The sequence below is a fragment of the Pseudomonas sp. DL genome (genome assembly GCF_047199225.1).
Taxonomy (GTDB): Bacteria; Pseudomonadota; Gammaproteobacteria; order Pseudomonadales; family Pseudomonadaceae; genus Pseudomonas; species Pseudomonas aeruginosa.
On sequence record NZ_CP178323.1, the window covers coordinates 5,151,877 to 5,171,249 of the forward strand.

The 19,373-nt window shown below is 65.4% G+C and carries 20 protein-coding genes; 11 read left to right on the top strand and 9 right to left on the bottom strand.

Translation table 11 applies throughout. The features are described 5' to 3' along the window. Positions 1-41: 41 nt before the first annotated feature. The 10 genes from kdsD (at position 42) to ACI766_RS24140 (ending at position 7,128) form a co-directional block, all read left to right on the top strand. Positions 42-1,022: an arabinose-5-phosphate isomerase KdsD gene (gene kdsD, locus ACI766_RS24095; protein WP_003134758.1), complete on the top strand. Its 981-nt coding sequence runs from the start codon at positions 42-44 to the stop codon at positions 1,020-1,022. Continuing rightward, positions 1,022-1,561 (top strand): KdsC family phosphatase, encoded by a 540-nt coding sequence (locus ACI766_RS24100; protein WP_003094350.1) that lies wholly within the window; start codon positions 1,022-1,024, stop codon positions 1,559-1,561. Before kdsD ends, ACI766_RS24100 begins: the two co-directional genes overlap by 1 nt. A gap of 8 nt (positions 1,562-1,569) precedes the next feature. Beyond that, entirely contained in the window at positions 1,570-2,142 is a 573-nt protein-coding gene (lptC, locus tag ACI766_RS24105; protein WP_003094353.1) for an LPS export ABC transporter periplasmic protein LptC, read from the top strand. Further along, positions 2,129-2,656, top strand: a complete 528-nt coding sequence (gene lptA / locus ACI766_RS24110; RefSeq protein WP_003120916.1) for a lipopolysaccharide transport periplasmic protein LptA — start codon at positions 2,129-2,131, stop codon at positions 2,654-2,656. The genes lptC and lptA overlap by 14 nt, the downstream gene beginning before the upstream one ends. Next, positions 2,656-3,381 carry an LPS export ABC transporter ATP-binding protein gene (gene lptB / locus ACI766_RS24115; protein ID WP_003094355.1) on the top strand — a complete coding sequence of 242 codons (726 nt, stop codon included), beginning with the start codon at positions 2,656-2,658 and terminating at the stop codon, positions 3,379-3,381. Before lptA ends, lptB begins: the two co-directional genes overlap by 1 nt. Before the next feature lie 225 nt (positions 3,382-3,606). Further along, positions 3,607-5,100, top strand: a complete 1,494-nt coding sequence (locus ACI766_RS24120; protein ID WP_003094357.1) for an RNA polymerase factor sigma-54 — start codon at positions 3,607-3,609, stop codon at positions 5,098-5,100. A 77-nt stretch (positions 5,101-5,177) separates the two neighbouring features. Next, positions 5,178-5,486, top strand: coding sequence for a ribosome hibernation-promoting factor, HPF/YfiA family (gene hpf, locus ACI766_RS24125; RefSeq protein WP_003094359.1), 309 nt, complete (start codon positions 5,178-5,180; stop codon positions 5,484-5,486). A gap of 13 nt (positions 5,487-5,499) precedes the next feature. Then, positions 5,500-5,964, top strand: coding sequence for a PTS IIA-like nitrogen regulatory protein PtsN (gene ptsN / locus ACI766_RS24130; protein WP_003098853.1), 465 nt, complete (start codon positions 5,500-5,502; stop codon positions 5,962-5,964). Between the two features lies 1 nt (position 5,965). After that, complete coding sequence (gene rapZ / locus ACI766_RS24135; RefSeq protein ID WP_003094361.1) at positions 5,966-6,826, top strand: RNase adapter RapZ; 861 nt, start codon at positions 5,966-5,968, stop codon at positions 6,824-6,826. A gap of 29 nt (positions 6,827-6,855) precedes the next feature. Further along, positions 6,856-7,128, top strand: a complete 273-nt coding sequence (locus ACI766_RS24140; protein ID WP_003094362.1) for an HPr family phosphocarrier protein — start codon at positions 6,856-6,858, stop codon at positions 7,126-7,128. A gap of 96 nt (positions 7,129-7,224) precedes the next feature. Here the strand turns inward: ACI766_RS24140 and ACI766_RS24145 are convergent, their stop codons facing one another. The 6 genes from ACI766_RS24145 to pmbA all read right to left on the bottom strand — a co-directional run bounded on the left by ACI766_RS24145 (position 7,225) and on the right by pmbA (position 12,538). Continuing rightward, positions 7,225-8,157, bottom strand: coding sequence for a ZIP family metal transporter (locus tag ACI766_RS24145; RefSeq protein ID WP_079278398.1), 933 nt, complete (start codon positions 8,155-8,157; stop codon positions 7,225-7,227). Between the two features lie 18 nt (positions 8,158-8,175). Next, entirely contained in the window at positions 8,176-8,787 is a 612-nt protein-coding gene (locus ACI766_RS24150) for a superoxide dismutase (RefSeq protein WP_003098862.1), read from the bottom strand. Between the two features lie 12 nt (positions 8,788-8,799). Beyond that, positions 8,800-9,249 (bottom strand): hypothetical protein, encoded by a 450-nt coding sequence (locus tag ACI766_RS24155; protein WP_003094369.1) that lies wholly within the window; start codon positions 9,247-9,249, stop codon positions 8,800-8,802. A 27-nt stretch (positions 9,250-9,276) separates the two neighbouring features. Further along, a complete protein-coding gene (gene fumC / locus ACI766_RS24160) occupies positions 9,277-10,653 on the bottom strand; it encodes a class II fumarate hydratase FumC (protein WP_003098863.1) in 1,377 nt (458 codons plus the stop codon). Then, a complete protein-coding gene (locus tag ACI766_RS24165; RefSeq protein WP_003162782.1) occupies positions 10,646-11,041 on the bottom strand; it encodes a hypothetical protein in 396 nt (131 codons plus the stop codon). Before ACI766_RS24165 ends, fumC begins: the two co-directional genes overlap by 8 nt. Before the next feature lie 147 nt (positions 11,042-11,188). Next, the gene (gene pmbA, locus ACI766_RS24170; RefSeq protein WP_003110024.1) at positions 11,189-12,538 is read right to left on the bottom strand and encodes a metalloprotease PmbA; all 1,350 of its coding nucleotides are present in this window, start codon (positions 12,536-12,538) and stop codon (positions 11,189-11,191) included. Between the two features lie 98 nt (positions 12,539-12,636). Here pmbA and yjgA point away from each other — a divergent pair, with 98 nt between their 5' ends. Then, positions 12,637-13,161: a ribosome biogenesis factor YjgA gene (gene yjgA, locus ACI766_RS24175; RefSeq protein ID WP_003094378.1), complete on the top strand. Its 525-nt coding sequence runs from the start codon at positions 12,637-12,639 to the stop codon at positions 13,159-13,161. 30 nt (positions 13,162-13,191) lie between these two features. Here yjgA and tldD read toward each other — a convergent pair whose 3' ends face one another. The 3 genes from tldD to ACI766_RS24190 are packed head-to-tail and all read right to left on the bottom strand — an operon-like array spanning position 13,192 to position 19,364. After that, complete coding sequence (tldD, locus tag ACI766_RS24180; protein WP_003098866.1) at positions 13,192-14,634, bottom strand: metalloprotease TldD; 1,443 nt, start codon at positions 14,632-14,634, stop codon at positions 13,192-13,194. A gap of 2 nt (positions 14,635-14,636) precedes the next feature. Next, the gene (locus ACI766_RS24185; protein WP_003112739.1) at positions 14,637-15,485 is read right to left on the bottom strand and encodes a carbon-nitrogen hydrolase family protein; all 849 of its coding nucleotides are present in this window, start codon (positions 15,483-15,485) and stop codon (positions 14,637-14,639) included. Positions 15,486-15,533: 48 nt separating this feature from the next. Continuing rightward, a complete protein-coding gene (locus ACI766_RS24190; protein ID WP_023086634.1) occupies positions 15,534-19,364 on the bottom strand; it encodes a YhdP family protein in 3,831 nt (1,276 codons plus the stop codon). Positions 19,365-19,373 lie beyond the last annotated feature (9 nt).

The window sequence follows — 19,373 nt, forward strand, 5'->3', positions numbered from 1 at the left end:
TTCCCGTTATAATCCCGCCTTTAATCCAGGCGCCACATTCGTTGAACATGAGCCAGAACCTCGATTTCATCCATTCCGCCCAGCGCACCATCGGCCTCGAGCGCGACGCGGTAGACAGCCTGCTGGCGCGGATTGGCGACGATTTCGTCAAGGCCTGCGAACTGCTGCTGGCCGGCAAGGGCCGGGTCGTCGTCGTCGGCATGGGCAAGTCCGGCCACGTCGGCAAGAAGATCGCCGCTACCCTGGCCAGCACCGGCACCCCCTCCTTCTTCGTGCATCCGGCCGAGGCCAGCCATGGCGACATGGGCATGATCACCAAGGACGACGTGGTCCTCGCCCTGTCCAACTCCGGCTCGACTGCCGAAATCGTCACCCTGTTGCCTCTGATCAAGCGCCTGGGCATCACCCTGATCAGCATGACCGGTAACCCCGAGTCGCCCCTGGCCAAGGCTGCGGAAGTGAACCTGGACGCCAGTGTCGGCCAGGAAGCCTGCCCACTGAACCTGGCCCCGACCTCCTCCACCACCGTAACCCTGGTCCTCGGCGACGCCCTGGCGATCGCCCTGCTCGAAGCCCGCGGCTTTACCGCGGAAGACTTCGCCTTCTCGCACCCGGGCGGTGCGCTGGGCCGCCGACTGCTGCTGAAGGTGGAAGACGTCATGCACGTCGGCGAAGGGCTGCCGCAGGTGCTGCTCGGCACCTCGCTGACCGGCGCGCTGATGGAAATGACCCGCAAGGGCCTGGGCATGACCGTAGTGCTCGACGAACATGGCAAGCTTGCCGGCATTTTCACCGATGGCGACCTGCGTCGCGCCCTGGATCGGGGCATCGACGTCCGCCAGGTCACCATCGACCAGGTGATGACCGTCCACGGCAAGACCGTCCGCGCCGAGATCCTCGCCGCGGAAGCCCTGAAGATCATGGAAGACAACAAGATCGGCGCACTGGTGGTGGTCGACGCGGACGACCGTCCGGTCGGCGCCCTGAACATGCACGACCTGTTGCGCGCAGGAGTGATGTAATGAGCGATACCCATTCGGCCGCGGAACTCCCGGTCCGGGCCCGCCGGATACGCCTGGCGATCTTCGACGTCGACGGCGTGCTGACCGACGGCAAGCTGTATTTCCTCGTCGACGGCAGCGAGTTCAAGACCTTCAACACCCTGGACGGACATGGCATCAAGATGCTCATCGCCTCCGGCGTGCGCACCGCCATCATCACCGGCCGCGACACTCCGGTGGTCGAACGGCGCGCGCGCAACCTGGGCATCCAGCACCTCTATCAGGGCCGGGAAGACAAGCTCGCCGTCCTCGACGAACTTCTCGGCGAACTCGGACTAGGCTATGAGCAAGTCGCCTACCTTGGCGACGACCTGCCCGATCTGCCGGTGATCCGCCGCGTCGGCCTGGGCATGGCGGTAGCCAGTGCCGACCCGTTCGTGCGCCAGCATGCCCATGGCGTCACCGCGGCCCGCGGCGGCGAAGGCGCCGCCCGCGAGTTCTGCGAACTGATCATGCGCGCCCAGGGTACGCTCGAAGCCGCCCAGGGCGCCTATCTGTAGAGCCGACCATGCCGAAGACACTACGCCAGAAACTGCTGCTCGCCCTGATCGCCCTGTTGCTGATCGTCGCGGGCTACTACTGGAACGTCGGGCTCGAGCTGTTCAACGAACAGCCGACCCGCCCCGGCCAGGACAACACCATCGACTACTATGCCGAGAATGCCCATAGCCTCCAGTACCAGGAGGACGGCAGCCTCGACTACGAGATGACCGCGGTGAAGCTGGAGCACCAGAAAGCCACGGACATCACTTTCGTCACCACCCCCGACCTGCTGCTCTTCCGTGGCAACGTGCAACCCTGGCACATCCAGAGCGCCCGCGCCGAAGTCGGACCGAAAGGCAAGGAGGTCGAACTCATCGACGACGTGCGCGTCGCACGTACCGATGCCAAGGGCCAACCAAGCATCCTGACCACCACTCGGCTGACCGTATTCCCCGACAAGAATTATGCACAGACCGAGCAAGCCGTTAAAATCGACGCGGCCAATGGAGTGACGACGGCTGTTGGAATGAAAGCGTATCTGAAAGACAGCCGGATGCACCTGCTGTCCAACGTAAGAGGTCAGCATGAGGTTCGTTAATACCCTCCCCCTTATTTTCGGTCTGACTGCCGCCCTCGGCAGCTCCATGGCCTTGGCCCTGCCTTCGGACCGCGAACAACCGATCCGCGTCCAGGCCGACAGCGCCGAACTGGACGACAAGCAGGGCGTCGCGGTCTACCGCGGCGACGTCGTGGTGACCCAGGGCAGCACCAAGCTGACCGGCAACACCGTGACCCTGAAGCAGGACAAGAACGGCGACATCGAGGTCGTGACCTCGGTCGGCAAGCCTGCCTACTACGAGCAGAAACCCGCTCCGGACAAGGACGTGACCAAGGCCTATGGCCTGACCATCCAGTACTTCGTCACGCAGAACCGGGTCGTGCTGATCGACCAGGCCAAGGTGATCCAGGAAGGCAACACCTTCGAAGGCGAGAAGATCGTCTACGACACCCAGCGCCAGATCGTCAACGCGGGTCGTGCCACCGGCTCCCAGGTGACCAGCCCGCGCCCGCGCATCGACATGGTCATCCAGCCGAAGAAAAAGGCCCAGTAATGGCAACGCTCAAAGCCCAGCACCTGGCCAAAAGCTATAAAGGCCGGCAAGTCGTCCGCGACGTCAGCATGTCCATCGATAGCGGGCAGATCGTCGGCCTGCTCGGTCCGAACGGTGCCGGCAAGACCACCTGCTTCTACATGATCGTCGGCCTGGTCCAGGCCGACCAGGGCGTGGTCCGCATCGACGAGCAGAACGTCACCCACCTGCCGATGCACGGGCGCGCCCGGGCCGGCATCGGCTACCTGCCGCAGGAAGCCTCGATCTTCCGCAAGCTGTCGGTATCCGACAACATCATGGCGATCCTCGAGACCCGCAGCGACCTCGATCGCAACGGTCGCAAGGAAGCCCTGGAAGGCCTGCTGCAGGAATTCCACATCCACCACATCCGCGACAACCTCGGCATGAGCCTGTCCGGCGGCGAACGACGCCGGGTGGAAATCGCCCGCGCCCTGGCCAGCGCGCCGAAATTCATCCTCCTCGACGAGCCCTTCGCCGGCGTGGACCCGATCTCGGTCGGCGACATCAAGCAGATCATCCATCACCTCAAGGCGAAGGGTATCGGCATCCTCATCACCGACCACAACGTCCGCGAGACCCTGGACATCTGTGAAACGGCGTATATCGTCAATGATGGGCAGTTGATCGCGGAAGGGGATGCCGAGAGCATCCTCGCCAACGACCTGGTCAAGGAAGTCTACCTGGGGCACGAGTTCCGCCTCTGAAGAAATCTCCTAGCGCGCCCTCCGGCCTCGCCGGAGCGGTTCCGCTCGCCCGCGGTTTCGCAACCACGAGTGCCGCCTGGAGCGGATGATTTATTCAGAGCAACCCTAGGCAAAGTACGAAAATTCAGGCATATAATTTGCTTCCTGGCGGTGCCGCCACCTCGGCACCCGTAGTAGTGGATGGTGCCATCCGGTACCAGCGAATAAGGTACTAAGCCCTCAGCCATGAAACCATCGCTAGTCCTCAAGATGGGCCAGCAGCTGACGATGACGCCGCAGCTGCAACAGGCCATACGCCTCCTCCAGCTATCCACCCTGGACCTCCAGCAGGAAATCCAGGAAGCGCTGGAATCCAATCCCATGCTCGAACGCCAGGAAGACGGCGACGATTTCGACAACAGCGACCCTCTCGCCGATGGCGCCGAACAGGCGGCCAGCGCGCCCCAGGAGAGCCCTCTCCAGGAAAGCGCCACGCCCAGCGTCGAAAGCCTCGACGACGACCAGTGGAGCGAACGCATACCCAGCGAGTTGCCGGTGGATACCGCCTGGGAAGACATCTACCAGACCAGCGCCAGCAGCCTGCCCAGCAACGACGATGACGAATGGGACTTCACCGCGCGCACCAGCAGCGGCGAGAGCCTGCACAGCCACCTGCTCTGGCAGGTCAACCTGGCACCGATGTCGGACACCGATCGGATGATCGCGGTGACCATCATCGATAGCATCAACAACGATGGCTACCTCGAAGAGTCCCTCGAAGAAATCCTCGCCGCCATCGATCCGGAACTGGACGTCGAGCTCGACGAAGTGGAAGTCGTGCTGCGCCGCATCCAGCAACTGGAACCCGCCGGCATCGGCGCTCGCAACCTGCGCGAGTGCCTGCTGCTGCAACTGCGCCAGTTGCCGTCCACCACGCCCTGGCTGAACGAAGCGCTGCGCCTGGTATCCGACTACCTCGACCTGCTCGGCGGCCGCGACTACAGCCAATTGATGCGGCGCATGAAGCTCAAGGAAGACGAACTGCGCCAGGTCATCGAGCTGATCCAGTGCCTGCATCCCCGGCCCGGTTCGCAGATCGAATCGAGCGAAGCCGAATACATCGTCCCCGACGTCATCGTGCGCAAGGACAACGAGCGCTGGCTGGTCGAGCTGAACCAGGAGGCGATGCCACGCCTGCGCGTCAACGCCACCTACGCCGGCATGGTCCGCCGCGCCGACAGCAGCGCCGACAATACCTTCATGCGCAACCAGTTGCAGGAAGCCCGCTGGTTCATCAAGAGCCTGCAGAGCCGCAACGAAACGCTGATGAAGGTCGCCACCCAGATCGTCGAGCACCAGCGCGGTTTCCTCGACTACGGCGAAGAAGCCATGAAGCCGCTGGTCCTGCACGACATCGCCGAAGCGGTGGGCATGCACGAATCGACCATTTCGCGGGTCACCACGCAGAAATACATGCATACGCCGCGCGGCATTTTCGAGCTGAAATATTTCTTTTCAAGTCACGTCAGTACCGCCGAAGGCGGGGAATGCTCGTCCACCGCGATCCGCGCGATCATCAAGAAACTGGTGGCCGCGGAAAATGCGAAAAAGCCATTGAGCGACAGCAAGATCGCTGGTTTACTGGAGGCACAGGGCATTCAAGTGGCTCGCCGCACCGTCGCCAAATACCGCGAATCCCTGGGCATAGCCCCTTCGAGCGAGCGCAAGCGACTGGTGTGACGTTGATCCACGCCAAGGTGTTCCGGAGGCAGGTTGCTAACCTGCCACTTACACACGGGCAACAAGGAGAACGCGGTATGCAAGTCAACATCAGTGGCCATCAACTGGATGTGACCGACGCCCTGCGCGACTATGTCGGCGAGAAACTGAGCCGTCTGGAGCGCCATTTCGACAAGATCACCAATGTTCAGGTGATCATGGAGGTCGAGAAACTGAAGCAGAAGATCGAAGCCACCCTGCGCATCGCCGGTGGCGAGATCGTAGCCAATGCGGAACATGAGGACATGTACGCGGCCATCGACCTGCTGATCGACAAACTCGACCGTCAACTGATCAAACACAAAGAGAAGTATCTCGAACGGCAGCAAGGCGTAGGCGCCCGCTGATCTCCCCTCCCCTATGATCCGACTTGAGCAAATCCTGACCCCCGGCCGTTCCCTCGTGAACGTGCCGGGCGGCAGCAAGAAACGCGTACTCGAACAAATCGCCAACCTGGTAGCCAGGGAGCTGCCGGAGTTCGACGCCCAGACCATCTTCGAAAACCTGGTGGCCCGGGAAAAACTCGGTTCCACCGGCTTCGGCAATGGCATCGCCATTCCGCACTGCCGCCTGTCTGGCTGCCAGAGCCCCATCAGCGCCGTGCTGCACCTGGATGCTCCCGTGGACTTCGACGCGCTGGACGGCGCGCCGGTCGACCTGCTCTTCGTCCTGCTGGTACCGGAGGCCGCGACCGAAGAACATCTCGAACTGCTCCGGCAGATCGCCGCCATGCTCGACCGTGCCGACGTACGCGACCGCCTGCGCAGCGCTCCCACCGCCGAAGCGCTTTATCAGATCGTGGTAGACGTACAGAACGGGCAATGACATGCGCCTGATCATCGTCAGTGGCCGCTCGGGCTCGGGCAAGAGCACCGCCCTGAACGTCCTCGAAGACAACGGCTTCTATTGCATCGACAACCTTCCCGCCAGCCTGCTTCCCGACCTGGCGCAGCGCGCCCTGTTGCACACGGAGCTACTGCAGCCACAGGTGGCGGTGTCGATCGACGCCCGCAACCTGCCCAGCCAGTTGCAGCGCTTCCCCGAACTGTTGCAGGAAGTGCGGGACAACCACATCAACTGCGATGTGCTGTATCTCGACGCCGACGACGAGACGCTGCTCAAACGATTCTCGGAAACCCGCCGGCGCCACCCGCTGACCACCGACACCCGTTCGCTGGCGGAGGCGATTGGCGACGAGAGCCAATTGCTCGGACCGATCGCCGACCTCGCCGACCTGAAGCTGGACACCACCAGCCTCAACCTCTATCAGTTGCGCGACACCATCAAACTGCGCCTGTTGAACAAGCCGGAACCCGGCACCGCGTTCCTCGTCGAATCCTTTGGCTTCAAGCGCGGCATGCCAGTCGACGCCGACCTGGTGTTCGATGTGCGCTGCCTGCCGAACCCCTACTGGAAGCCCGAGTTGCGCGATCATTCGGGGCTGGAGCCGGAAGTCCGCGAGTATCTGGCCGCCCAGCCGGACGTCGAGGAAATGTACCAGGACATCGTCGGCTACCTGAACAAATGGTTGCCGCGCTTCGCCGCCAGTAACCGCTCATATGTAACAGTTGCGATAGGCTGTACCGGCGGGCACCATCGTTCGGTCTACCTCGCCGAGCGGATTGGCGCTGCACTCAGGGATTCCCTGAAGAACGTGCAGATTCGCCACCGCGATCTCAGCAGCTAGCCCATAACAAGAAGGACAGACTCCCCAAGATGCCCGCCCTCGAGATCACCATCATCAACAAGCTCGGTCTGCACGCCCGCGCGGCCGCCAAGTTCGTCGGCGTCGCGGGGCGCTACCCTTGCCAGGTCCGGGTCGGCCGCAATCCTGAAAGCTGCGTCGACGGCAAGAGCATCATGGCCGTGATGATGCTGGCTGCCGGCAAGGGCACCAACCTGCACCTGCATACCGAAGGCGAACAGGAAGACGAGGCGTTGAACGCGCTGGTCGAACTGATCAACAACAGGTTCGACGAGGGCGAGTAGGCTCTTCCCAGCGACAGCGAAAAAGCCGCCAACTGGCGGCTTTTCCTTTCCGGCGATTACGGCCGGCGTCAATTCAGCGCGGGTCGGATGAGTCCCCTAGCCCAGCGCGGTATCCAGCACCATCATCAGGCAGAAGCCGAACACCAGGCCCAGCGTAGCCTCGGCGGCATGTCCCTGGCGGTGGGACTCGGGAATGATCTCGTGGGTGACCACGAAGAGCATCGCTCCCCCCGCGGCGGCCAGCCCCCAGGGCAGGAGCAGCGCGGAGAGGCCGACCAGCCAGGCGCAGAGCACCGCGAACAGCGGCTCGACCAGGCCCGACGCGGCACCGACCAGCATCGCCTTGAAACGCGACATACCGACTCCGGCCAGCACCAGCGCCACCACCAGCCCTTCCGGCACATCCTGCAGAGCGATGCCCAGGGCGAGGCCGTTGGCCTCGTCCAGGCCGGCACCGGCCGACACGCCAACCGCCATGCCTTCGGGGATGTTGTGCAGGACGATGGCCGTGACGAACAGCAGGATGCGCGGGGGAATGCCACCGGACAGTGGCGCGCCCTCGCAACCGGGATGGACGTCCGGCATCAGCCGGCCGAGGATGAACAGCCCCATCACGCCGACCGCCAGGCCGAAACTGACCAGGAACCCCGCGCCGAACTTCGAGTAGCCGAGGTCGCCGGCCGCGGATAGCGCCGGCATGATCAGCGAGAAGGCCGTCGCCGAGAGCATCACGCCGGCACCGAAGCCCAGCAGCCCATCCGACAGGCGCGCCGGCATGGTCTTCACCACCAGCACCGGCATCGCCCCGAGAGCGGTACCGAAGGCGCAGAGCAGGCCGCCTTTCAACGCCAGCACGATGGGCGCCGGCAGGTTGAGCTCGGCCAGCAACAGGGCGTGGCGGCCGAGCAGGTAGCCGCCGCCGATGAAGATCAGCAGGCCCAGCAGGTTGCGCAGCGTCCGCCCGTTACCTTCGGCGATGCCATGGAGCAACGCCTTCATCGCTGCACCGCCAGGCTGCCGGCCAGCCATCTCGCATCACGGGTAACACTAGGCCAGGGCTTGCGCATAGCGACGCGCGACCTCCCGCCAGTCGATCACGTTGTAGAAAGCGCCGATGTATTCCGGGCGGCGGTTCTGGTACTTCAGGTAATAGGCGTGCTCCCATACGTCCAGGCCGAGGATCGGCGTATTGCCGTTCATCAGCGGGCTGTCCTGGTTGCCGCTGCTCTCCACCAGCAAGCTGCCCTGGGGAGTCACGCTGAGCCAGGCCCAGCCGCTGCCGAAGCGGGTCAGCGCAGCCTTGGTGAACGCATCCTTGAACGCCTCGAAGCCCCCGAGCTGCTCATCGATGGCCCGCCCCAGGTCGCCATCGGGACGGCCACCGCCCTGGGGCGACATCACGGTCCAGAACAGCGAGTGGTTGGCATGCCCACCGCCATTGTTGACAACCGGGGTGCGCAGCTTCTCCGGCAGACCAGCCAGTTGCCGCAGCAGACTTTCCACCGGCTGCTCGGCATAGGGCGTGCCTTCCAGCGCGGCGTTCAGGTTGTTCACATAGGTCTGGTGGTGCTTGCTGTGGTGGATCTCCATGGTCAGCGCATCGATGTGCGGTTCCAGGGCATCGTAGGCGTAAGGCAAGGGCGGCAAGGCGTGGGGCATGGAAACTCTCCGTCAGTGATAGCGAAGTGAGGGGGGCGGAGCGAGGAACTCGGGTCGGACCTCCGCGTTCGGCGGTCCCTTGAGCAGGCGCTCGGTGCGCGGATAGGCACCGTGTTCGCCGATGAACGACAGCAGTTCGACATAGGTGCGCCGGCTGTGATGCTGGGCCGCCTGGCGCAGGGCCAGCGGCAGCTTCTGGTCGGCGCTGACCCGCAACAGGCGCTCGTGGCAGGCGCACAGGTATTCTGCGGTCTCCTCCGGTTGCTCCAGTTGCAGGTGCAAGTCGGCCAGGTTGTGATGGGAAATCACGAACGCCATCACCGCCTCGTCGGCGTCGCCCCAGCGTTCCAGCAGCACCTGGGCCAGGGCCAGGGCATGGAGGTAGTGCTCACGCGCATCGATCAATGCGCCGGTGACGAAACAGCGGTTGCCCTGTTCGATCGTTCGTTGCCAATGACGCATGGCGGTACCTCCAGTGGTGGGGCGGCCTCAGAGGCCGCCAGCCGTGAGTTTTTCCGGATCCAGCAACACCTCCAGGCGCGCACGGTCCAGATCGGTGTTTTCCAGCGCCACATCGATGATCGGCCGTCCCTCGCGATAGGCCTGCTTGGCGATTTCCGCAGCCTTCTGGTAGCCGATGATCGGGTTCAGCGCAGTGACCAGGATCGGGTTGCGCGCCAACGCCTCGCTGAGCTTGCCCTGGTTGACCTTGAAGCTGGCGATGGCCTTGTCCGCCAGCAGCCGGCTGACGTTGGCCAGCAACTGGATGCTGTGCAACAGGTTGTCCGCCACCAGCGGCAGCATCACGTTCAGTTCGAAGTTGCCCGATTGGCCAGCGACGGCAATGGCGGCGTCATTGCCGATCACCTGGGCGGCGACCATCGCGGTGGCCTCCGGGATCACCGGGTTGACCTTGCCGGGCATGATCGAGGAGCCTGGTTGCAGCGCTTCCAGCTCGATCTCGCCGAGCCCGGCAAGCGGCCCGGAGTTCATCCAGCGCAGGTCGTTGGCCAGCTTCATCAGGGTCACCGCCAGGGTCTTCAACTGGCCGGACGCAGCGACCGCGGTGTCCTGCGAACCGATCAGGGCGAAGAAGTCGTCGCCGGGGCGGAACGCCAGCCCGGTCAGGTCGTTCAGCTCCTGGCTGAAACGTTCGGCGAACCGAGGATGGGCGTTGATCCCGGTGCCCACCGCGGTGCCGCCCTGTGCCAACTGCTGCAAGGCAGGAAGTACGCTCTCGATGTGCACGCCGGCCTGTCGCACCTGCTGCGCCCAGCCACCGAGCACCTGGCTCATGCGTACCGGCATCGCATCCATCAGGTGGGTGCGGCCGGTCTTCACATAGGCATGCACTTCGCCGGCCTTGCTCTGGATAGTCTGCTCCAGGTGGCGCAGCGCCGGCAGCAGGCGTTCGCTGATCTCGAGGGCGGCACTGATGTGGATGGTCGAGGGAATGATGTCGTTGCTGCTCTGCCCGCAGTTCACATGGTCGTTCGGATTGACCTTGCCGCCCAGGCGACGACTGGCCAGGGTCGCCACCACTTCGTTGGCGTTCATGTTGGAACTGGTGCCGGAGCCGGTCTGGAACACATCCACCGGGAAATGCTGCATGAAGTCCTCCTGCAGCAGTTGCAGGCAGGTCTCGGCGATCGCCTCGCCCATCGGTGCATCCAGTTGCTGCAGGGAGACGTTCGCCCGCGCCGCCGCGGCCTTGGCCAGCAGCAGGGCGCGGACGAAGGCCTGGGGCATGCGTTGGCCGCTGACCGGGAAGTTGTTCACCGCGCGCTGGGTCTGGGCGCCATAGAGGGCGGTCGCCGGGACCGCCAGTTCGCCCATGCTGTCGCGTTCGATGCGGGTGTCAGTCATCTTGGTTTCCTTGTTGCGGGTGATCGAAGCTCATCGACGGCGCCAGGTCCTGCCTGGCCATTCGTACGGAGAGCTTGCGCAGCCGGCGTCGCTGGCTGCCGTTGGTGGTCAGTCGCTGAAGTTCGCAGAGGGGCCGGTAGGCGTAGTCGAGGCAGAGGCTGCGCCAGTGCCAGGGCAATATCGGATCGCGACCGGTATCGAGCAGGAGGTTGTAGGCTTTCTCGAACAGCGGCCAGGCGGCCACACCTTCCCAACCGGCGAGATAGCGCGCCTCGCCGAGGTACTGGTCGAGCAGGCGCGGTTCGTCGGGATCGAGCGCGCAGCGGATCTGCGTGCCCAGCCAGTACCAGTGATCCAATGCTTGCGGGTCGTGCGCCTCGAAGGACATGGCAACCTCACCAGACGATAATGAGATTGATTATTGTTTTCTTCTTAGCAAAAGACAAGCATGGTCCCCATAGAGGCGGACAATTGAACAGGCGGAAACGAAAACGCCAGCGACGAGCGCTGGCGTTTTATAGAGGGAAACCCGGCCTCAGCGCCCGGCCACCATCATCGACTCGACCAGTACAGAACCGGTATGCAGGTTGCCGCGCCGTTCGATGTCCTTGCCGACCGCGACGATACGGCGGAACAGGTCGCGCAGGTTGGCGGCGATGGTGACTTCCTGGACCGGGAACTGGATCTCGCCGTTCTCGACCCAGTAGCCGGCGGCGCCGCGGGAATAATCGCCGGTCACCAGGTTGACGCCCTGCCCCATCAACTCGGTGACCAGCAGGCCACGCCCCATCCTGCGTATGAGAGCGGCCTGGTCCTCGTCGCCATGGCTGACGAACAGGTTATGCACGCCGCCGGCGTTGGCCGTGCTCGGCAGGCCGAGCTTGCGCCCGGAATAGGTGCCCAGGACATAGGACACCAGTTCGCCGTTCTCGACGAATGGCTTGGCGTAGGTGGCCAGGCCGTCGCTATCGAAGCTGGCGCTGCCGAGCGCGCCGACCAGGTGCGGCCGCTCGTCGATGCTCAGCCACTCGGGAAACAGGCGCTGGCCCAGCGCGCCTTCGAGGAAGGATGACTTGCGATACAGGCTGCCGCCTGAGATCGCCCCGAGGAAATGGCCGAACAGGCCAACAGCGATTTCCGGAGCGAACAGCACCGGCACTTCGGCGGTCTGCACCGGCCGCGCGCCCAGTCGGCTGGCGGCGCGCTCGGCGGCGCGCCGGCCGATCGACTCGGCGCTGGCCAAGGCCTCGCCACGGCGGTTGACGTCATACCAATAGTCACGCTGCATCTGTCCTTCGCCCTCGGCGATCATCACGCAGCTGAGGCTGTGCCGGGTGCTGGCGTAACCACCGATGAAACCGTGGCTGTTACCGTATACCCGGCAACCCTGGTGGGTATTCAGGGTAGTGCCGTCGGCCTTGGTCACCCGCTTGTCGGCGGCGAACGCCGCTGCCTCGCAAGCCAGGGCTCGTTCCACAGCCTGCTCGGGACTCAGGCTCCATGGATGATAGAGGTCCAGCTCGGGCAACTCGCGGGCCATCAACGCGGCATCGGCGAGACCGGCGCATTCGTCCTCGGAGGTATGGCGGGCGATCGCCAGCGCCGCCGCCACCGTCTCGCGGATGGCCGCCTCGCCGGTCGCCGAGGTGCTCGCCGAGCCCTTGCGCTGGCCTGCGTAGAGGGTGATGCCGAAACCTTGGTCACGGTTGAACTCGACGGTTTCCACCTCGCCCTGGCGCACGCTGGTGGACAGGCCCTGCTCCAGCGACACCGCCACTTCGCAGGCACTGGCGCCCTGGCGGCGGGCCTCGGCGATGATCTGCTCGACCTGCTCGCGAAGGTCCGGAAGCACGGAGGGACCGACTGCCGCGGCATGTAGACTCATCTGTTGACTCTCCTGTTGACGTGGCCGCCCACGCGGCCGGGCCGGACAAGCGGCCCCTGACTCGTTATCATGGCGGCGTTTTCCACTGGACCACCACCATGGCTGAATTTCACGACGACGACTCGCAATTCGAAGAGAAGAGCAAGTCGCAGATCAAACGCGAGCTGCATGCCCTGCAGGACCTCGGCGAGCGCCTGACCACCCTGCAACCGCAGTTGCTGGAGCGCCTGCCGCTCACCGACCCGCTACGCAAGGCGCTGCTCGAGGCGCCGAAGCACAAGGCGCACATCGCCCGCAAACGGCATATCCAGTACATCGGCAAACTGATGCGCGACCAGGACGTGGACGCCATCGTCGCCCTCATCGACCAGGTGGACTCCTCCACCCGCCAGTACAACGAACGTTTCCATGCCCTCGAACGTTGGCGCGACCAGTTGATCGCCGGCGGCGACGCAGCGCTCGACGCCTTCGTCGGGGAGTTCCCCGAGTGCGATCGCCAGCACCTGCGCGGCCTGGTCCGCCACGCCCAGCACGAGGCCGCGCACAACAAACCGCCGGCCGCCGCACGCAAAGTGTTCAAGTACATCCGCGAACTGGACGAAACCAAGCGCGGCCTGCGCTAGGTTTCGCCGCGCCGGCGCCCGGGCCATGCCTCAGGCGCCGGTGCCGCCGACGGTGATCGCATCGATCTTCAGGGTCGGCTGGCCGACGCCGACCGGCACCGACTGACCGTCCTTCCCGCAGGTTCCCACGCCACTGTCCAGGGCCAGGTCGTTGCCGACCATGGACACCCGGCTCATCGCTTCCGGACCGTTGCCGATCAGGGTGGCGCCTTTCACCGGGGTGGTGATCCTGCCGTTCTCGATCAGGTAGGCCTCGCTGGTGGAGAACACGAACTTGCCGCTGGTGATATCGACCTGGCCACCGCCGAGGTTGGCGCAGTAGATACCCTTCTCCACCGAGGCGATGATTTCCTGCGGATCGCTCTCGCCGGCCAGCATGTAGGTGTTGGTCATGCGTGGCATCGGCAGGTGCGCGTAGGACTCGCGGCGGCCGTTACCGGTGCGCGCCACACCCATCAGGCGGGCGTTGAGCTTGTCCTGCATGTAGCCCTTGAGCACGCCGTTCTCGATCAGCACGTTGCAGTTGCTCGGCGTGCCTTCGTCATCCACGCTCAGCGAGCCGCGACGCCCGGCCAGGGTGCCGTCGTCGACGATGGTGCACAGGCTCGAGGCGACCTTTTCGCCGACCCGGCCGCTGTAGGCGGAGCTGCCCTTGCGGTTGAAGTCGCCCTCCAGGCCGTGGCCGACCGCTTCGTGGAGCAGGACCCCGGACCAACCCGCGCCCATCACCACCGGCAGGGTGCCGGCCGGCGCGGGAATCGCCTCGAGGTTGACCAGTGCCTGACGCAGGGCCTCGCGGGCGTAGCCCATGGCACGATCCTCCTGGAGGAAATAGCGATAGTCGGTGCGACCGCCGCCGCCGTGGCCGCCGCGTTCGCGTCGGCCGTTCTGTTCGACGATCACGCTGACGTTGAAACGCACCAGCGGACGAATGTCGGCGGCCAGCGAACCGTCGCTGGCCGCTACCAGGATCTGCTCCCAGACGCCGGCCATGCTCACCGTGACCTGCTGGATGCGGGGATCGAGCGCACGGGTAGCGGCGTCGATCTGCTTCAGCAACTCGACCTTCTCGGCACGGCTGAGCACGTCCAGCGGGTTCTCGCCGGCGTACAGGCGAGCCGGCACCACGGCCTTGAACGCCTGCACGCTGCCGTTCTGTCCCGCACGGGAAATCGAACGGGCCGCCACCGCGGCCTGTTTCAACGCCTCGGCGGTGATCGCATTGCTATAGGCGAAGCCGGTCTTCTCGCCCGACTGCGCGCGTACCCCGACACCCTGGTCGAGATTGAAGCTGCCTTCCTTGACGATGCCGTCCTCGAGCATCCACGACTCGGAGACCTGACTCTGGAAATATAGGTCGGCGGCATCGATGCCCGGGCCGTTCAGTTCATGAAGAATGCCGGGCAGGCTGTCCAGTTCCAGACCACCGGGGGCCAGCAATTGCTGGCTGACGGATGACAACAACTCGCTCATATTCACTCCGTACGCGCCGGCCGCGGTTCGGCCGGCGGGAAAAATCGTCTGTGCGCCACCACCGGCATGCGCCGGCGGATATCCGCCTGTTCTGCGGCGTCGCGCACCGCCAGCAGCACCGCTTCGCCCTGCGGCCGCTCGGCCAGGACCCGGCCCCAGGGATCGACGATGGCCGAATGGCCGAACGTCTCCCGGCCCCGTGGGTGAACGCCACCCTGTCCGGCCGCCAGCAGGTAGCACTGGGTCTCGATGGCACGGGCGCGGACCAGTACCTGCCAGTGCGCCGCGCCGGTCACCGCGGTGAACGCCGACGGCGCCGTGATCAGTTCCGCGCCGGCCTCGCGCAGGGCGGTATAGAGCTCCGGAAAACGCAGGTCGTAGCAGACCGTCAGGCCGAGGCGGCCGACCGGCGTATCCGCCACCACGATCTTCTGACCGAAAGCATAGTCGTCGGATTCACGATAGCGGCCCCGCGCATCGGCTACATCCACATCGAACAGGTGCAGCTTGTCGTAGCGGGCGACCCGCTCTCCGTGCTCGTCGATCAGCAGCGAACAGGCATTCGCCTTCGCCTCGGGTTGCCCATCCGGCGGCAGCGGCAACGTTCCGGCGACTATCCACAACCTGAGGTCGCGAGCGGCGGAATTCAACCACGGCAGGATAGGCCCGTTCCCCCGCGCCTCGGCGCGCCCCAGTTCGGCCAGGTCGCGCCGGCCCATGGCGGCGAAGTTTTCCGGTAGCACGGCGAGCCGCGCCCCGCCCTCGGCGGCCTGTTCCAGCAAGCGACGGGCGGCGGCCAGGTTGGCCGTCACGTCGTCCTGGCTGACCATCTGGATCACGGCAATGGACATGGTTCCTCCTTGCGGACGAAAGCGCCGCGTCGCAGCACCGGGCGCCGCTCAGCGGGGCTTCTCGAATGGCTTGTCGAAGCTGATCTTCGGATCCTGCCAGGGGCCCTTGACGCTGTATTGCACGCTGGCGAAGCGCGAGACCCGGTCGCCGAGCAACTTGTCGACGACGAAGACCGCGCCGCCGACCGCCGGACCGCCGACTATCAGTGCCGCCAGGGTCAGGTTGTTGGTCAATGGCAAGGTCACCAGCAGCTTGGCGTCGATCCGATCGTGAGCCAGGTCCAGGGTACCGTTCAACTCCAGGTTGCTCGACGGTCCTTCCAGCTTCAGCGGCTCGCGGGTGACGTAGACGCCGTCGGTGGCGGAGAGAACCCCCTTCACCCGGTCATAGCTCAGTCCCTTGCCGAGGATGTCCGAGAAATCCAGGCGCAGCCGGCGGTTGATCGCGTTGAAATTGAGCAGGCCAAACACTCGCAGCGCCTGGGCGCTGCCTTCGACCTCGACGAACTGCCCCTTGCGCAGCGATGCATCCATGCTGCCGCTGAAGCGCTTCAGGGCCATGTAGGCCGGCGATCCCGGCCACTGGCCGTTGATATCCATGCGGAAACGTTCGCTGGTGGCACTCGGCGCGAAATTCCAGGCCTTGAGCACATCCGCCAGGTTCTTGCCCTCGATCCGGCCCTGATAGGTGCTGCGGGTATTGCCCGGACTGCCGTCCCAACGCAGGCTGCCGTTGACGTGCAGGCCACGCAGGTCGAGGTCCAGGTCGTTGAACGCCACGCCGTTGCTGCCCGGCCGTACCTTCAGGCTCCAGGCGCCCAGCGGCTGGCCGCCGAGGGCGACCTGGCCGATCTTCACGTCTACCGCCGGCAGGCTGCGCGGATCGACGGCGGCCAGCGGGTCCGAGTCCTCCACCTTGTTCTCGTCGGGAAGGGTCGACTTCGGCAGGTTCAGGCGGTCCAGATCGACCACGATCGGCGCGCCCCTGGCATCCGGCAGGACCAGGCGCCCCGATGCGAGGTCGCTGACCAGCACCAGTTGCCAGGCCCGCTCCTGGCGGGCCAGGTCGACGGTCAGGTTCTTCAGCTCCTGGCCGAAGCCCTTGAAGCTGTCGATGCGCAGGTCGGCGCCGCGCAGCAGGCCCGCAGCGCTACTGGCGGCCTGGTCGCCGTTGCCGTAGCGCTTCAGGGTGGCCTGCCAGGCGTCCCAGTCCAGTTCCGCCAGACGCCCGCGCACCCGCAGCCCCTGTGCCGAGGGCAGCAACGCCGGGTCACCGCCCAGGCGCAGGGCGCCGCGTCCGTTCAGCGGCTTGTCCGCCGGGGCCGCATAGGCCAGGCTGGCGAGGCCGTCGTAACGCGCCCAGTAACGTCGTTCGGCGCCATCCAGGGTCATCCGCCATTGGGTCGGCCGCGCCTGGGCGGCCGTCTTGCCGAACGGCGCCGGCAGGTCGACGACGGCGCCCTTGAGATCCGAATCGATCTGCAATTGGCTGTCCTTGCCATCCAGCAGCAGGTTGAGCTGGAACGGCAGGCGTCCCGAGACCGGCAACGGACGCTGGCCAGCGCCGAGCCAGTCGCTCAGCGACTTGACCGCCACCTGGCCGTTGAGCAGCAAGCGCGTGCGCGCATCGCCGCGCCCCTCGGCGACGATCCGCCCGCGTACCTCGCTGCCCAGCACCCGGGCCTGCACCGCCGGGGCGCTCAGGCCCTTGGCCAGGTCGAAACGGAAGTCGCCCTTCACTTCGCTCATATCCAGCTTCGGACTGGGCATCTTCAGGGTCGCGCCCACGGTGGAGAAATCCACGACCACCCCGGTCTTGCCGGCCTCGTCGTGGTCCAGCGGAATATCCAGCTTCAGGTGGCCCTGCAAGGGCCCATCGCCCTCCCAGCCGGCGAAGATCTTGCGGGTCGGGATCGGCGCTTCCTGGAGCAGCTTGATGCCGTCCTTCAGGTTACTGTCGACGGCCCCATCCACATACAGGTGCGGCGTCTGTCCCGGACGGCCGAGGGGAATGTCGACCTTGACGTCGCTGACCCGGGAATTCAGCAGATTCCCGCTGGAGGCCAGCACGCGGACTCCGGAATCCTCGACGAACACCTCGCCGACCGTTTTGCTCAGGACGGGCCAGCCGGGCTGGTAGGCCAGCTCGCCGTCGCGGACCTTGAAGTAGAGGTTCATGACGTGGGCTTCGGCCGCCGCGCCGCGGTTCAGCGAGCCCTGCCACTGGAAGTAGCCCTGCTCGACATGGCCACTGCGGATCGCCGTCTTCAACCAGTTCGCCAGGCTTTTGTTCATTCCCGGCAACTGGGTCGGCAGGTACTTGGCGGTGAAGCGCGCGTCGCCGTCGCTGAGGCCGACCTGCAGGTCCATGTAGTCTTCAGCGCCGGGATCGCGCATCAGGCGGATCAGCATGTCGCCGGCCAGGCGGCCCTCCTCGCCCTCGACCCGCATCAGGTGGCTGCCGAGGGTGAAGGCGCGGTCGTCCAGGCTCCAGAACATCCGCGTGCGAGCCTCGCGGTAGCGCCACGGCTCGGGAAACACCTTGGCCAGGTGCAGCATGAAATCCTGCGCCGATGCGTCGAGCTGGCCTCCAGCCAGGGTGCCGGTCAAGGTGCCGCTGACATTTTCCACTGCCGGAACCTCATGGAACGCCGAGATACCGACCTTTTCCAGGTTGGTCGCGTAGCTGACCCGCTCGGGCACCTCTCGCTGCGGCCAGAAATCGGCGTTCAGGTTGTGCAGGATGCCCTTCGGCTTCAGGCCCGCCACCCACTCCGCCGCCGCGTCCGGCAGCGGCGCCAGCGCTTCTATCGCCGGCACCAGGGGCGTCAGGTCGACGCGGTCGGCCTGCAGCTTCCAGTGTGGCTCGTTGTTCTGCTGGTCGCGACGCAACAGCAACTCCACCTCGCCCCAGCGCTGCTCGCCGAAATTCGCCGCCAGGTCGCCGACCCGAACCTTCCAGCCCTGCGCTTCGCGATCGAAGAACAGGTTCATGCCCAGGTCGTTGATTTCCACCGGCTTGCGCGCGGCATACGACGCCTTCAACTGCGGCGCCAGCAGCCGTGCCACCAGCCGTTGCGCCTTGCCGTCGCGCCAGTCGAACCAGAAGTCGCCGCCGGCCTTGGCCCGGACGATCGTCCATTCCTGGGTCAGACCGGCCGGCAACCATTGCGCCCAGTCGCTCTGCGGCAGGCTGAGATAGAACCTGGCGCTGCTGCGCGGCCAGTCCTCGCTGTCGATCCGCCCTTCGGCGTGCAGCGCCAGGGGTTGGCCATCCGGCAGTTGCAGGCGGGCATCGAGACTCTGCCCACCGACCGATGAACTGCGCAGGGTCGCGCCGACCGCGCTGAGCGACAGCGCTGCGCTTCCCCGCGGCGCCACCTCCAGTTGACTGTCCAGCAGCGAGATGCGTTGGGTCTGCAGCAGGAATTGCAGGAGTTTCCGGGGATCGCTGGGCTTGTCGCTGTGCGGCAGGCCATCCAGGCTCCACTGGCCATCCTCGCCTTCGCGCAGGGTCAGCTTGAGTCCCTCCAGCTCCAGGCTGCCGATCCGCACCTGGCGCGCCAGCAGGCTGCCGAGCAGGTCCGGCGCCAGCCGCACCCGCGCCAGGCGCAGACTCTGTTCGCCGTCGCCGACCTGAATGTCGCGCGCTACCACCAGAGGCTCGAAGCCGCGCCAGGAGCCCGTCAGTTCGGCAATCCGCACCGGTATGCCGAGTTGCTTGCCAGCTTCGTCCTCCAGCTGCTGGCGGTATTCGGCCACCAGCGGCACCAGTTGCCGGCCAAGGCTGACGTACAGCGCCAGCAGCACCAGTACCAGGGCGCACAGACCCAGGACGATCCGTAGCAGTCGCGTTCCGAGGCTTCCCACATCCGCCATTTCAGCCAT